Consider the following 12607-nt stretch of genomic DNA (forward strand, 5'->3'; position numbering starts at 1 on the left):
CCGGCTAATTAAGCGATATAGCTGAATTGACAGTATTTATTCATTTAGGTGATAGTATGTTTTCTACACAATCTTTTTTACAGTATGCTCGGAGCATGAGGCACGCCCATGGTTATACCAACGCCAGACAGTGGGATTCTGAAGCGCATCTACGCCAACATCGTGGGGTCGGGTGGATTCGTCTCCCTCGACATTCCCGAGAAGATACTCAAACGACTGTACACCTACGGGAGTCTGAAAGACACCGACCGGGGTGTCGAGTTCGAGGTGAAAAACCGGCTGCAGGACGCGAAGTTCGCCGGCATCAACCGCCTCGTCATCAACGGCGACGAGGTCGACTCCGAGCGGGTCCGACTGGTGACCGCCGACGGCGACTCCTTCCAACTCGACGAAGTCACCGAGGACAGTCCGATTCAGTTCCCGGTTGGCCGAACCGTCACCGTCGTCGTCGAGGACATGAACCTCCCGACGGGCGACCACGACATCCACGTCGACTTCGTCGCCGAACCGTTCGGCGAACTCACGCTGGAAATCGGCGACACCATCCGCGGGGAGGACGCCATCCCCGGCATTCCGCGCTCGGACGACGACAACTACAGCGAAGAGGCCATCGCCGAACGCCACGAGTACCTCGAGGAGAAGACCGGCGCCGAACTCGAACACGTCCCGGAGTTCTCCTTCGACGCCGCCCGCGGCGAGGGCAACATCGAGAACTTCATCGGCGTCGCTCAGATGCCGCTCGGCCTCGCCGGACCGGTCAAAATCAACGGCGAGTACGCCGACGGCGAGTACCCGATTCCGATGGCGACCACGGAAGGGACGCTCGTCGCCTCCTACAGCCGTGGGATGAAGGCCATCAACCTCTCGGGCGGCGCGAAGACCACGGTCGTCAACGACCGGATGAATCGCGCGCCCGTCTTCGTCTTCGAGGACGCCCGCAACGCCCGTGACTTCCGCGATTGGGTGTTCGAGCACTACGACACGGTCAAGGAGAAGGCCGAGGAGACCTCCAGCGTCGCCGAGTTGGTCGAAATCGAGGACTACATGACCAACAACTTCGCCCACCTGCGGTTCAGTTTCCAGACGGGCGACGCCGCCGGACAGAACATGGTCGGAAAAGCCACCTTCGCGGCGTGTAACTGGGTGCTGCAGGAGTACCCCGGTTACGTCGAGAACTTCTATCTCGAGGGCAACTTCGCAACCGACAAGAAGGCCTCGAAAGTCAACGACATGATGACCCGCGGCAAGCGCGTCACCGCCGAAGTGACGCTGGACCGCGACACCTGCATCCACCACCTCGGTGCCGAACCCGACAGCCTCGCCCACCACAGCAAAATCGCGACCATCGGGTCGTTCTTCTCCGGTGCGAACACCAACGGCGCCCACCCGGCGAACGGACTGGCTTCGCTGTTCATCGCTACCGGGCAGGACGAGGCCAACGTCGCCGAATCCTCGGCTGCCATCCTCAACACGACGCTGCTCGACGACGACTCGCTGCACATCTCGGTGACCATCCCCTCGCTCATCGTCGCCACCTACGGCGGCGGGACGGGAATGGCGACCCAGCAGGAGTGTCTCGAAATCCTCGACTGTGCCGGCCCCGGCAACGTCAACAAACTCGCCGAAATCGCCGCCGCAACCGTGCTTGCTGGCGAAATATCGCTCGGTGCCGCCATCTCGGCGTCGGACTGGGTGACCAGCCACGAGTCGCTCGGTCGGAACCGATAGGCGAAACCGCGGCGCCGTCTCGCTAATCGCCGCCGGGAACGAAATCCGGAACGACCGCGCCTTCGAGCGTTTCTTCGACCTGTGTCGCGACCAAGACGAGCGCCGCCAGCGCCAGCGCCGCCCCGAAGGCGAAGGGGACGACGAAGCCGTAGCCGAACAGGACGCCGGAGGCAAGCGGCCCGATTGCGGTACCGAACCCGAAGGCCATCGTCAGCACCGACAGCGTCGTTCCGGACTGTCCCTCCTTGGCGAGGTCGCCGGCGACCGCCAGCGCGGGTGCGAACACCATCGCGACCGCAACCCCGTGAGCGAGGCGGGCATAAAGCATGTTCAACGGCGAGGTGACGAGTCCCTGTGCGAGCACCGCCGGCGCGAGGATGACGAGCCCGCCGACGAGGAACGGTTTCCGACCGATGCGGTCGGCAGCCCAGCCGATAGGGACCTGGAGGACGACGTTGGCGATGACGACCGCCGAAAACTGGATTCCGAACCACGTCGAACCCTGACCCAGTCGGGCGTTGACCGGCTCCTGCAGCGTCGCGAACAGCGCAATCGAGATGGCCATAAACAGCGTGCCGACGCCGAGGACGAACACGGGGTCGAACAGTCTGTCTTCGCCCAGCACCGACACGGAGAGGTCGTCGGAGGCGTCGGCCTCCGTACTCGGCGGGTCACTGATGAGCAGCGTCACCAGCGTGAAACTGACGAGCGCGCCGACGACGGCGACGCCGAAGGCGGCGTTGAACCCCGACAGCGTCACGCCGGTCGGAAGCGCGTATGGGCCACCTTGGACGACGAGGCCGGCGACGACGGGCCCGAAGCCGAAGCCGATGAGTCGGAAGGTGTTGAACACGCCGAAGTTGCCGCCGCGTTCGGCGTCGCTGCGGGCGAGGTCGTTGACCAAGGCGATGGTCGTCGGGATGACGAAGGCGCCACCGAGCCCCTGCAGCGCGCGGACGACGAGCAGCGCCTCGTAGCTGTCGACGACGGCGTAGGCGACGGAGGTGACCGCAAGCACCGTCAGCCCGAAGAGGATGTAGATTTTCCGGCGGCCGGTTCGGTCCGAGAGCCGCCCGGTGAAGGGCTGGGCGAAACTGTTCAAAAAGCCGAACAGCGACAGCGCCACGCCGATGAGCAACTCGATGGTGAGCGGGATTCCGAGCACCGAGATGCCTTCGAACCCCGGCAGGGCGAGTTCGCCGCTGGCGATGTACAGCGGCAGGACGATGATGAGAAACGAGTTGGCGACGGCGTCGGCCATCCGCGCCAACGCGAGCACGATGACCCGACGGTCCGTCCCGAACATCTACCGAATCGACGGGGAGGAGTCCTATCACCCTTCCGAAGACGGAACGCCGACGGAGTTTTGCCCACAGCGACCGGAGTGTATTCATGACACGAACTGTCAAACTGAGCCGCATCGACGAACCGCTGGAGGCGTTGTCGTATCCAGTGTCGCGCGAATCGGCCACGACCGAACTGGACGACGTGACGCTGGAGTACGCCGATGGCGAGACGAACCTCGGCGGCCTCGTCGCCGACGTGCCGAGTGAGGCGTTCGACTCCGCCGCCGAGTTGCGCGACGAGTTGTTCGGCTACCTCCCGGAGGAAGCGCTCGGCGAACCCGGCCAATCCGAGGGAGACGCTTGAACCCCGCCGCTTAAATACGGCCCGTACCGTCACACACGGATATGGAGTTCTGCGACGAGTGCGGCTCGATGATGCACAGCGAGGACGGCATGTGGGTGTGTCAGTCCTGCGGCTTCGAGAAGGCCCGCGACACCGAAAACGAAGCGAGCATGACGACGACGGAGGGCCAGGACACCGACAGCGGCCCGGTCGACATGTCCGAAGTCGACGACGCCGAAATCGGCCCGACGACGAAGGTCAACTGCCCGAAGTGTGGCCACGACCGCGCTCGCTACGAGATGAAACAGATTCGCGCCGCCGACGAGTCCGAGACCCGCTTTTTCACCTGCGTCGAGTGCGACCACAAGTGGCGCGAGGACGACCACTGATACGGATTGTTGTAACGATGTACCGGTCAGCGCCGGCTCGTCTGGCGCTGCTCGGTACAAGACTACAACAATCCGTATGAACGGTTCTACGGTCGCTCGTGACTGACGGACTCGATGGCCTCACTCAGCACGTCGACGCCGATTTCTAGGGAGTCCTCGTCTACGTCGAACGTGGCGGTGTGGTGGCCGCCGGGGTGGTCGGTTCCGATGCCGACGTAGGTGGCGAGTCCGCCGTTGTCCTGGACGTACTGCATGAGGAAGGTCGCGTCCTCGCTACCGCCGAGTGAGCCACGGCGAGTCGGCTGTGTCACCTCGGGGTGCGTCGACGACACCGAGTGAACGACGTCGACGAGCGCCTCGTCGCTCTCGGCCGAGGGGGCTTCCCCTTCGATTTCGATGTCGACCTCACAGTCGTGGGAGATGGCCGCGCCCTCGAAGACCTTCTCGGCGCGTTCGAAGGTGTAATCACGTATTTCGGTCGTCTCGCCGCGGACCTCGCCGTGGACGAACGCCTCCTCGGGGATGATGTTCGTCGCCGTGCCGCCGCCGACCCGGCCGGCGTTGACCCGCGAGGCGCCCTTGCTGTGACGGGGAATCCCGTAGAGGTTCTGGACGGCCGTCGCCATCGCTTGCACCGCGTTGCGGCCCTCCTCGGGGCGTGCGCCGGCGTGGCCCGGATAGCCGCTGAACTCCGTGTAGAACTGCGTGACTGCGAGCATGTCGCCGATGCCAGCGACGACCTCGCCGGTGGAGAAACCGAGGCCGACGTGGAGCGCAAAGAGGTACGCCACGTCGTCGAGATGGCCGGATTCCGACATCGGCTTGCCGCCGCCGATGACCTCCTCGGCGGGTTGGAAGAACACCTTCAGCGTCCCCGAGAAGTCGCTTTCCTTGATGGCCTCGATGACGCCGATACCGATGGTGGCGTGGGCGTCGTGGCCGCAGGCGTGCATCGCCCCGGTCTCCGAACGGAACCCCTCGCGTGCGGGGTGGTGGTCGTCGTCGGTCGACTCCTCACGCGGGAGGCCGTCGATGTCGACGCGCAACCCGACGACAGGACCGTCGCCCTGTTCGATGACGGCGACACAACCGGTCCAACCGCCGGCCATCGACTCCAGCAGTTCGGGGTCGGCGCCGGCCTCGCGGGCACGGTCGGCCCACTCGGCGAGTTCCGTCTCGTCGGGTACCGAGAGGCGTTCCTCGCCGAGGGCGTCGCGGCCGACGTACAGTTCGTCGACGCCGACGGAGCGCAGTTCCTCGACGATGCGGGAAGTCGTCCAGAACTCCGTCCATGCGGGTTCGGGGTGGCGGTGCAGTTCACGGCGCAACGCGACCAGACGACTGCGGCGGTCAGTGCTCATACCGGGACGTGGGCCCCCGCGAGTATAAGCCTCCGCGATTGGGTCGCCGACGGGACGCGACACCCTCTTTGAGTCCCGGCGGCTACGTCGGGTATGGACGTGTCACGTCGGCGGGCGCTGACCGCAGTCGGGGTCGCCGTCACCGCCGGATTGGCCGGCTGTGGCGACCCCGGTTCGCGGCGAACGTCGACACCGCTTTTCGTCACCAACGAGTCCGACACGGAGCTCCGGGTGACGCTTCGAATCTACGAACTGCCCGAACCGAGCGACGGCGAAAACGCGACCGAAACCACGAGAACGCCGGCGACGAGCGACCTCGAACAGATACTCGTCGAGCGGACGACGCTCAGCGCGGACGGGGGTGCGTTCAGCCTCGCAGCCGGGTCCCTCCCGAACGCGCCGCTCCGGGTTCGAATCGCGACCGACGACGGACCGACCGACAGCTACGACTGGTACCGGCCGGACGCACAGTCGACGCTGGACGTTCGGATACGGAGGGGGTCGATTCGGTTCACCGAGTTAGCCTAACGGGAGCCGGGTGCGGAGACGCGCTCGACGTCGACGTCGATGTGGACGCCGGCCGGGAACTCCTGGCCAGCGGTGTTGCGGGCGAACTCGTCGTGGCCGACGATTTCCATGGTTCGCGTGTAAATCGTGTACCGCCACGAGCCGAAGGCCGCTGCGTCGGCGTCGAGACGCTTCGACTGCGGCACCGAGCGGTCGTCGGGCGACTCGGCGTGTGGCCCACGCAACTCGACGCCCTTGCGTTCCGCACGCTCCTTGATGTCCCCGGCGACGCGTTCGAGGACGTCTCGGTCCCCGCTTTGGAGCGTCAGGGTGGTGACGAAGGGCATGTAGCCTACTGCACGCTCGACACTCAAAAACGCATCTATCGGTTCGCAGTGGGCGGAGGTGGAGCCTACGGTCGCTGTCGGGACGTGACACCGTCGAGGCTCCGATATTCCTTTACGTAATGACCGACTACCCCGAAGTAATGATAGAGGCCACGAGCGCGGGAGCCATCCTCTTTCGCGATACGCGTGGCCGGCGCGAGTACCTGCTGCTCAAGTCCCGGCCCGGCGATTGGGAGTTCCCCAAAGGCGGCGTCGAGGGCGAGGAAGAGCTCCAGCAGACCGCCATCCGCGAAGTGAAAGAGGAGGCCGGAATCGAGGACTTCCGGCTGTTAGACGGCTTCCGAGAAGATTACGACTACGTGTTCGAAGCGAACGGCAACACCATCCACAAGACGGTCCACCTGTTCGTCGCCAAGTCCTACGAGGCGTCGGCGGAGTTGTCCTCGGAGCACCGCGACCTGCAGTGGCGCGACTACGAGCAGGCCATCAACACCATCACACAGGACGGACCCCGAGAGATACTCGAGGACGCCCACGACTTCATCGACGAGGCACTCGAGGACGACGAGGAGTGAGCCGCTTCAGGCGGCCAGCTTCTCGATTTCGCCCTTGACGAGCGCGCCGTCGAAGTCGTGGTCCGGCCGCATCTTCACGAAGTCGAGGAACTCCCGAGCGGCGAGCAGTTGCTCCGCCGAGTAGAATTCGCTGGCCGCCTCAACGGCCACCGTCGCGCCGATGTGTGGCGCCAGCGACGCCAGCGCACACGCGAGGTCGTAGGCCGTCGCGTCCTCGATTGCTTCCGCCCGAACCCGGGTCGCGTCGATGAAGTACAGCGCCTCCTCGCCGTCCTCGTCGGGTGCGACGAGGACGTTCTCCTCGCGTAAGTCGCCGTGGGCGAGGCCCGCCTCGTGCATCCGCGAGAGGTTCTCGAACAGTTCGGGCGCGAACGACTCCGCCTCCTCGGGAGGCAGTTCGTCGAGCGTCCGAAACGAGGGGAGATACTCCAAAACGAGGACGCCGAAACCGTCGTGTTCGAACGCCTCGATGGGGACGGGGGCGTTGATGCCGAGTTCGTGCATCCGACTCGTCGATTCCAGTTCGTGTTCAGCCATCTCGTAGGGCGTCGAGAAGCGCTCGAAGAACCCCTCGGTGCCCGACGAGAAGGCACCGAGGTTCCGCCCTGTAGTCAACAGGCCGTGAAGCAGGGTGTGTTGGTCGGCGATGACCTTCACGAACCATTGCTCGTTGACGACGAGCGGGACCGACAGCCAGTTGTCGGCATCCAGCGACTCGTACTCCGCCGACGACTCCCCGTAGCGGGTCGCAACCTCCTCGGCGACCGCTTCCAACGCCGAATCCGGGACGGTCGCCTTGAGGAGTCGTCGGAATGCCATTCACAGTCGGTACGGCAGCGAGCGTGATAAATGATTTCGCTCTGCAGAGTGCCGACCACATCGACGCGAGAGGGTTGCTCGTGGCGGCACGTTTATTTTTGCGCCGTCGAAGGTGTGTGTATGGACTTCACACTGCCTGACGAACATCGGATGATTCGGGAAGTCGTCCGGGACTTCTGTGAGGCGGAACTCGAACCCATCGCACAGGACATCGAGGACGAACACCGCTTCCCCGAGGAGATATTCGAAGAACTGGCGGACCTCGATTTGATGGGCGTTCCCGTCCCCGAGGAGTACGGCGGTGCCGGCGGCGACTACCTCATGTACGCCGTCGTCGCCGAAGAACTCGGCCGTGTCTCCGGGTCTGTCGGCCTCTCGTACGTCGCCCACACCTCGCTGGGACTGATGCCCATCGTCAAGTTCGGGACCGAAGAACAGAAGCAGAAATGGGCCCGGCCGCTGGCGGAAGGCGAGGGCATGGGGTCGTGGGCGCTCACCGAACCCTCCTCCGGGAGCGACGCCTCCGATATGGACACGATGGCCGAGAAGGACGGCGACGAGTACGTCATCAACGGCACCAAACAGTTCATCACGAACGCCAGCGTCGCGAACAGCGTCCTCGTGAAGGCCGTCACCGAACCCGGCGCGGGCTACGACGGTATCTCGACGTTCATCGTCGACCCCGAAAACGACGACGGCTTCGAGGTGTCGACGGTGTGGGACAAGATGGGACTGAACGCCTCACCCACCTGTGAAATCCAACTCGACGACGTTCGGGTTCCCGAAGAGCGCCTGCTCGGCGAGGAGGGCGAGGGGTGGAACCAGACGAAGAAGACCTTAGACGGCGGTCGTATCTCCATCGCCGCGCTGTCGACCGGCCTCGGCGTCGGCGCCTTCGAGGCCGCACGGGAGTACGCCACCGAACGCGAGCAGTTCGGCAGCCCCATCTCGAAGTTCGACGCCGTCCGCGACATGGTCGTCTCGATGGACCGGAAAATCGAGCGGGCGCGCCTGCTCACCCACAAGGCCGCGACGATGTACGACGACGGCGAAGACGTCACCCGCATCTCCTCGCTGGCGAAGCTCGACGCCTCCGAAATCTGCCGCGAAATCGCCGAGGACGCCGTCCAGGTCCACGGCGGCTACGGCTACACCACTGACTTCGCGCCCCAGCGGTTCTACCGGGACGCGAAGCTCATGGAAATCGGCGAGGGAACCAGCGAAATCCAACACCTCGTGTTGGGTCGGGAACTCGGACTGTAAAACCGAGCCGCCCGATTACATGTAGGCGGCGTCCCAGCGGGTCGGTTTCAGCTGGTTGCCACAGGAGTCACACTCCAGTCGCCCCATCGAGTCCATCGACGTGACGAGCGATTCACAGGAACCACAGTAGTACCCGTACTTGTTCTCCCGGTCCTCCTCGGAGTAGACGGTGTAGAAGGCGCCTTTCGAGCCACGGTCGGAGTCGCTTCGGTCGACGTACAGTTCGCGGTCCTCGACGACGATGGGCTGTATTTCCGAGCCCTCGTGGTCGACATAGATGTTCTCGACGAAGGCGGTGCCGTCGATTTCGACGCTTCCTTCCCCGACTTTCGTGAGTCCGCGTTTCTCCCAGAACCGGTTACCCTCGGTGTTGTCAGCGAGGACGAGTCCGCGGATGGTCTCGGCGCCGGCGTCTTCGAGGCGCTGGCGGGTCTCCTCGTAGAGAGCGTGTCCGATTCCCTGTCCACGGTACATCGCGGCGACGTGGAGCCAGTGGATGTCGCCGCGACTGTCGACGAGGACGCTCTCGGAGAACGCCACCGGTTCGCCGTCCTCCTCGGCGATGAGGAGCTGTACCTCGTCGTCCTCGAGTTTCTCGGCGAATTCCTCGACCCCGTACCACTGTCGAATCGCCCCCTCGATGGTGCTCGGGCTCAGTGAGTACGACGCTTCCATCGACCGGAGCGCCAGAGACCGTACCGTCGGGCCATCGTCTGCCGTTGCTTCGCGTACCTCCATACACGCGAGGTACGACCCGCGGTGTCATAAAACCGAACGCCGCCGCTAAACGTTGCACGGATGTTCACTGGCGGTTCGGGTAGCGGGACGAAAAGCCGATTCCGAGCGAAGCGTCACTTCACCGCGTAGCGCTCGGGCACGTAGGCCGCGAACGGTTCGGGGACGTACCGGAACACTCTCGGCGCGAGGTCGGCGAGCCGGCGCCGTAGCGTAACGTACGCCGCTGCCACCCCGAGGGCGGCGGCGACGGCCCACGCGAAAGTGCCGTCGAGGACGACGAAAAGCGGCACGCCGACGGCGGCCGACAGCGCGAGGTCGCCGGGCGAGCCGTCGTAGGCGACCGCCCGACGGGGAGCGAGCCACTCCTTGCGAGTGTGGTCGTACACCGCCCGCTCGGAGGTACCTTCCCACGGCCGGAGTTCGAGGCCCCCACCGTAGACGTCCATCCGACAGTGGAGTGCCGCGCCCAACAGGAACAGGGCGACAGCGACCGAAATCGGTCCGGTCCAGACGAACGCCGCGAGGGCTGCCGGCACCGCCGCAATCGGGTACAGCGTCGGGTAGTGCAGCGTCTTCCGGTGGCCCGAGTACAGGTCGAGGTCGGGGAAGATTCCGCCGAGGAGCCCGCCGAGAAGCGCCGCTGGCGCCAGCTCCGGGGCGTACACCGCAAGCGGCGCCGCGAGCGCGAGCCCGACGAGCGCGTGAGTCGGCAGCATCATACGGTCGAAAGAAGGCGGTTCGGTCGTATAAGCACATCGGGGGGTTCGACACCGTATCCCGTACCCCTCGACACGCTGTGACATTGTCGTAAGCCTAAAGAGTCGAACCTGCCTTTTTTCGGGCAAGATGACCGACGCATTCGACTCTTTCGTTCGGAGGGGGATACATGGGTGTTGAAATCAGGGAATCGCCCGTCTCCGATGACGAGTTCGAGGAGATGAAGCAGTTCGTCCACGATTACCTCGCGGCGAGCGTCGAGGGCGAAGACGAGGGCGGACGGATGCGGTGGTACCCGTGGCACTCCGCGGAGTACCGGTACAACCACATCCTCAACGTGACCGAACTCGCCATCGAAATCGCCGAAAAGGAAGGGGCAAACGTCGACGTGACCCGTGTCGCGTCGCTGTTTCACGACATCGCGAAACTCGAAGCCGACCAGGACGTCCACGCCGAGGCGGGCGCCCGCGTCGCCCGCGAGTACCTCCGCTCGCGGACCGACTACCCCGAATCGTTCATCGAGCAGGTGTGTGACGCCGTCGAGACCCACTCCTACGAGGGTGACCTCGAGAACGTCCCACTGGAGACCCAGTGTCTCATGGAAGCCGACCTACTCGACAAGGTCGGCGCCAACGGGACGACGCTGATGTTGCTTCGGATGGGCTATGAGGCCCGGACCCACATGGACGCAAACGAGATGGTCGGACGCGTCCTCGAACGCGGCGAGGACGCCATCTCCCGGGTCCGGTCGGACACCGCCGAGAGCATCGCCCACCAGCGCATCAAGCGCGTTCGGTGGTTCAAGGAGTGGCTCGAAGGCGAAATCGCCGAGATGGAGCCGCCGGACCCCGACGCCGACCTCTTATAAAAGGAGGGCGTCGGCGAGGAAGTACACGCCGAACCCCGCGAGGACGGCCGCACTCCCGTAGGCGATAGCCGGCGCCAGCGACTCCATCCGCTGGCGGGCGGCCGTCAGCGTCGCGGGAAAGCCGGTTATCCAGATACCGATACCGCCGAACAGCCCGGCGAGCAAGACCGGACTCCCGGTCTCGACGACGACGAGGCCAGCCAGCGCCTCGCTGGCGTAGGACAGCACGTCGACGGTGCCGGGTGTCAGAAGCGCCGTGCCCGCTGTGACCCAGAACAGTATCTGATAGGGATTCGTCAACGCGAGGACGAACGCCTTCGAGAAGCCACGGCTATCCTCGTCGCCGGGCGTCTCGGCGGCCCGAAAGCTCTCCTGTGCGCCGCGGGCGGCGCCGTAGGCGAAATACAGCATCAACAGCCCACCGACCCCGACCATGGCCGACTGGAGCGTCGGCATCTCCTCGATGGCGGCGACGACGCCGAGCAGCGCCAACCCGAGGAAGACGGCGTCGGCGGTCATCGCGCCCAATCCGGCGCGGAACCCGGCGGTCCACCCCCGCAGGACCGATTCCTCGGCGATGACGGCGTTCATCGGCCCCGGTGGCGCCGCCAACGCCAACCCGAACAACACGCCCGCCGAAAGCGTCGAAAGGAGGGTCATCTCCCTGCAGTATCACGCCGCTAAATAAAAGCGTGGCGTGATGAGAGTTCGTGACACGGTTCGTGGTGGCGGTCACCGAGGACGCCGACGAACGCCTACATTCCCCGACCCATCAGCCGACTGCGGACGATGTCGGCGTCCTTGTTTCCGGTTCCCGTGTTGAGGAGGACGACGGTGTCGTCGGAATCGAAGGCGCCGTCATCCGCGAGGTCCCACGCGCCCGCGGCGGCCGCTCCGCAGGCGACGCTGACCTCCAGTCCCTCGTGTTGGGCGACCGTCGCCGCGCTGTCCAGCAGGTCCTCGTCGTCGACGGCGACGCCCGACCCGCCACTTGCCCGGATGGCCTCAACGGCTGGCAGTCCGCCAGCAGGGTCGGGCACTTCGAGGCTCCCGACGACGGTGTCGGGGTACTCCCACGGTTCGGGGTCGTCGCCGCTTTCGACGGCCTCGACGACGGGCGCACAGCCGTCCGGTTGGGCCGCGTACAGACGGGGCGTCCCGTCGACGAGGCCGAGTTCGTCGAACTCCCGGGCACCCTTCCAGAGCCCCGAGACGGTCGCCCCGTGGCCGACCGGCACGACGACGGCGTCCGGAGCGGTCCACTCGAGGTCCGCGGCGAGTTCGTGGTACACCGATTTCATCCCCTCGTGGCGGAACGGCGAGTCGAATGCGGCGGCGGGGAACCACTCCTCTTCGTCGGCCGCGGGCAGTTCCTCGCGTTCGCGCTCGTAGGTCTCGCGGGCGTCGTCGAAGCGCCCCTCGACGACGCGCATGTCGCCGCCGTGGACGTTTATCATCGCCTTGTTGATGAAGTTCGCACGGCTGGGGACGAACACCCGCGAGAGCAAGCCGGCGCGGGCCGCGTAGGCCGCAGCGGACTGTCCACCGTTGCCCGTCGTCGGCAGGGCGAGCGTGTCGGCGTCGGCCCGGCGGGCGGCCTCGGCGACGACGGCGAGGCCGCGGTCGGTCACCGTCCCCGTCGGGTTGTGCGCCTCGTTTTTGATGT

Annotated in this window: 15 protein-coding genes; 7 read left to right on the forward strand and 8 right to left on the reverse strand. The window is 65.3% G+C overall.

The window, feature by feature from the left end:
* The first annotated feature begins 108 nt into the window (after nt 1-108).
* The gene (locus tag GJ631_RS13690; RefSeq protein WP_156709695.1) at nt 109-1728 is read left to right on the forward strand and encodes a hydroxymethylglutaryl-CoA reductase; all 1620 of its coding nucleotides are present in this window, start codon (nt 109-111) and stop codon (nt 1726-1728) included.
* 22 nt (nt 1729-1750) lie between these two features.
* On the opposite strand, the gene GJ631_RS13695 is transcribed toward GJ631_RS13690, so the two are convergent.
* Complete coding sequence (locus GJ631_RS13695) at nt 1751-3034, reverse strand: MFS transporter (protein ID WP_156709696.1); 1284 nt, start codon at nt 3032-3034, stop codon at nt 1751-1753.
* Between the two features lie 86 nt (nt 3035-3120).
* On the opposite strand from GJ631_RS13695, the gene GJ631_RS13700 reads away from it, so the two are divergent.
* Together GJ631_RS13700 and GJ631_RS13705 are read left to right on the forward strand one after the other, a co-directional pair.
* Nucleotides 3121-3378, forward strand: coding sequence for a hypothetical protein (locus GJ631_RS13700; RefSeq protein ID WP_156709697.1), 258 nt, complete (start codon nt 3121-3123; stop codon nt 3376-3378).
* A 41-nt stretch (nt 3379-3419) separates the two neighbouring features.
* Nucleotides 3420-3746 (forward strand): transcription factor S, encoded by a 327-nt coding sequence (locus tag GJ631_RS13705; RefSeq protein ID WP_156709698.1) that lies wholly within the window; start codon nt 3420-3422, stop codon nt 3744-3746.
* An 86-nt stretch (nt 3747-3832) separates the two neighbouring features.
* On the opposite strand, the gene GJ631_RS13710 is transcribed toward GJ631_RS13705, so the two are convergent.
* The gene (locus GJ631_RS13710; RefSeq protein ID WP_156709699.1) at nt 3833-5107 is read right to left on the reverse strand and encodes an amidohydrolase; all 1275 of its coding nucleotides are present in this window, start codon (nt 5105-5107) and stop codon (nt 3833-3835) included.
* 93 nt (nt 5108-5200) lie between these two features.
* Here GJ631_RS13710 and GJ631_RS13715 point away from each other — a divergent pair, with 93 nt between their 5' ends.
* On the forward strand, nt 5201-5635 hold the full coding sequence (locus tag GJ631_RS13715; protein ID WP_156709700.1) for a hypothetical protein: 435 nt from the start codon (nt 5201-5203) through the stop codon (nt 5633-5635).
* Here the strand turns inward: GJ631_RS13715 and GJ631_RS13720 are convergent.
* The gene (locus tag GJ631_RS13720; RefSeq protein WP_156709701.1) at nt 5632-5961 is read right to left on the reverse strand and encodes an uS10/mL48 family ribosomal protein; all 330 of its coding nucleotides are present in this window, start codon (nt 5959-5961) and stop codon (nt 5632-5634) included. The genes GJ631_RS13715 and GJ631_RS13720 overlap by 4 nt on opposite strands.
* Before the next feature lie 140 nt (nt 5962-6101).
* On the opposite strand from GJ631_RS13720, the gene GJ631_RS13725 reads away from it, so the two are divergent.
* Nucleotides 6102-6536 (forward strand): bis(5'-nucleosyl)-tetraphosphatase, encoded by a 435-nt coding sequence (locus tag GJ631_RS13725; protein WP_156709702.1) that lies wholly within the window; start codon nt 6102-6104, stop codon nt 6534-6536.
* A 6-nt stretch (nt 6537-6542) separates the two neighbouring features.
* Here GJ631_RS13725 and GJ631_RS13730 read toward each other — a convergent pair whose 3' ends face one another.
* Nucleotides 6543-7355 (reverse strand): RIO1 family regulatory kinase/ATPase, encoded by an 813-nt coding sequence (locus tag GJ631_RS13730; RefSeq protein ID WP_156709703.1) that lies wholly within the window; start codon nt 7353-7355, stop codon nt 6543-6545.
* A 120-nt stretch (nt 7356-7475) separates the two neighbouring features.
* Here GJ631_RS13730 and GJ631_RS13735 point away from each other — a divergent pair, with 120 nt between their 5' ends.
* On the forward strand, nt 7476-8618 hold the full coding sequence (locus tag GJ631_RS13735) for an acyl-CoA dehydrogenase family protein (protein WP_156709704.1): 1143 nt from the start codon (nt 7476-7478) through the stop codon (nt 8616-8618).
* Nucleotides 8619-8633: 15 nt separating this feature from the next.
* On the opposite strand, the gene GJ631_RS13740 is transcribed toward GJ631_RS13735, so the two are convergent.
* Nucleotides 8634-9356: a GNAT family N-acetyltransferase gene (locus GJ631_RS13740; protein WP_156709705.1), complete on the reverse strand. Its 723-nt coding sequence runs from the start codon at nt 9354-9356 to the stop codon at nt 8634-8636.
* 113 nt (nt 9357-9469) lie between these two features.
* On the reverse strand, nt 9470-10075 hold the full coding sequence (locus GJ631_RS13745) for a metal-dependent hydrolase (protein WP_156709706.1): 606 nt from the start codon (nt 10073-10075) through the stop codon (nt 9470-9472).
* 167 nt (nt 10076-10242) lie between these two features.
* On the opposite strand from GJ631_RS13745, the gene GJ631_RS13750 reads away from it, so the two are divergent.
* Nucleotides 10243-10941 carry an HD domain-containing protein gene (locus tag GJ631_RS13750; RefSeq protein WP_156709707.1) on the forward strand — a complete coding sequence of 233 codons (699 nt, stop codon included), beginning with the start codon at nt 10243-10245 and terminating at the stop codon, nt 10939-10941.
* On the opposite strand, the gene GJ631_RS13755 is transcribed toward GJ631_RS13750, so the two are convergent.
* Both GJ631_RS13755 and GJ631_RS13760 read right to left on the reverse strand, forming a co-directional pair.
* Nucleotides 10936-11601, reverse strand: coding sequence for a LysE family translocator (locus tag GJ631_RS13755; RefSeq protein WP_156709708.1), 666 nt, complete (start codon nt 11599-11601; stop codon nt 10936-10938). The genes GJ631_RS13750 and GJ631_RS13755 overlap by 6 nt on opposite strands.
* A 95-nt stretch (nt 11602-11696) precedes the next feature.
* The coding region (locus GJ631_RS13760) for a pyridoxal-phosphate dependent enzyme (RefSeq protein WP_156709709.1) at nt 11697-12607 on the reverse strand (911 nt) is incomplete at its 5' end.

It is taken from the genome of Natronomonas sp. CBA1123, from assembly GCF_009741925.1.
GTDB lineage: Archaea > Halobacteriota > Halobacteria > Halobacteriales > Haloarculaceae > Natronomonas.

Coding starts and splice junctions, on each gene's coding strand:
- GJ631_RS13690 (WP_156709695.1), top strand. CDS start 109: ATGGTTATACCAACGCCAGACAGTGGGATTCTGAAGCGCATCTACGCC.
- GJ631_RS13695 (WP_156709696.1), bottom strand. CDS start 3,034: ATGTTCGGGACGGACCGTCGGGTCATCGTGCTCGCGTTGGCGCGGATG.
- GJ631_RS13700 (WP_156709697.1), top strand. CDS start 3,121: ATGACACGAACTGTCAAACTGAGCCGCATCGACGAACCGCTGGAGGCG.
- GJ631_RS13705 (WP_156709698.1), top strand. CDS start 3,420: ATGGAGTTCTGCGACGAGTGCGGCTCGATGATGCACAGCGAGGACGGC.
- GJ631_RS13710 (WP_156709699.1), bottom strand. CDS start 5,107: ATGAGCACTGACCGCCGCAGTCGTCTGGTCGCGTTGCGCCGTGAACTG.
- GJ631_RS13715 (WP_156709700.1), top strand. CDS start 5,201: ATGGACGTGTCACGTCGGCGGGCGCTGACCGCAGTCGGGGTCGCCGTC.
- GJ631_RS13720 (WP_156709701.1), bottom strand. CDS start 5,961: ATGCCCTTCGTCACCACCCTGACGCTCCAAAGCGGGGACCGAGACGTC.
- GJ631_RS13725 (WP_156709702.1), top strand. CDS start 6,102: ATGATAGAGGCCACGAGCGCGGGAGCCATCCTCTTTCGCGATACGCGT.
- GJ631_RS13730 (WP_156709703.1), bottom strand. CDS start 7,355: ATGGCATTCCGACGACTCCTCAAGGCGACCGTCCCGGATTCGGCGTTG.
- GJ631_RS13735 (WP_156709704.1), top strand. CDS start 7,476: ATGGACTTCACACTGCCTGACGAACATCGGATGATTCGGGAAGTCGTC.
- GJ631_RS13740 (WP_156709705.1), bottom strand. CDS start 9,356: ATGGAGGTACGCGAAGCAACGGCAGACGATGGCCCGACGGTACGGTCT.
- GJ631_RS13745 (WP_156709706.1), bottom strand. CDS start 10,075: ATGATGCTGCCGACTCACGCGCTCGTCGGGCTCGCGCTCGCGGCGCCG.
- GJ631_RS13750 (WP_156709707.1), top strand. CDS start 10,243: ATGGGTGTTGAAATCAGGGAATCGCCCGTCTCCGATGACGAGTTCGAG.
- GJ631_RS13755 (WP_156709708.1), bottom strand. CDS start 11,601: ATGACCCTCCTTTCGACGCTTTCGGCGGGCGTGTTGTTCGGGTTGGCG.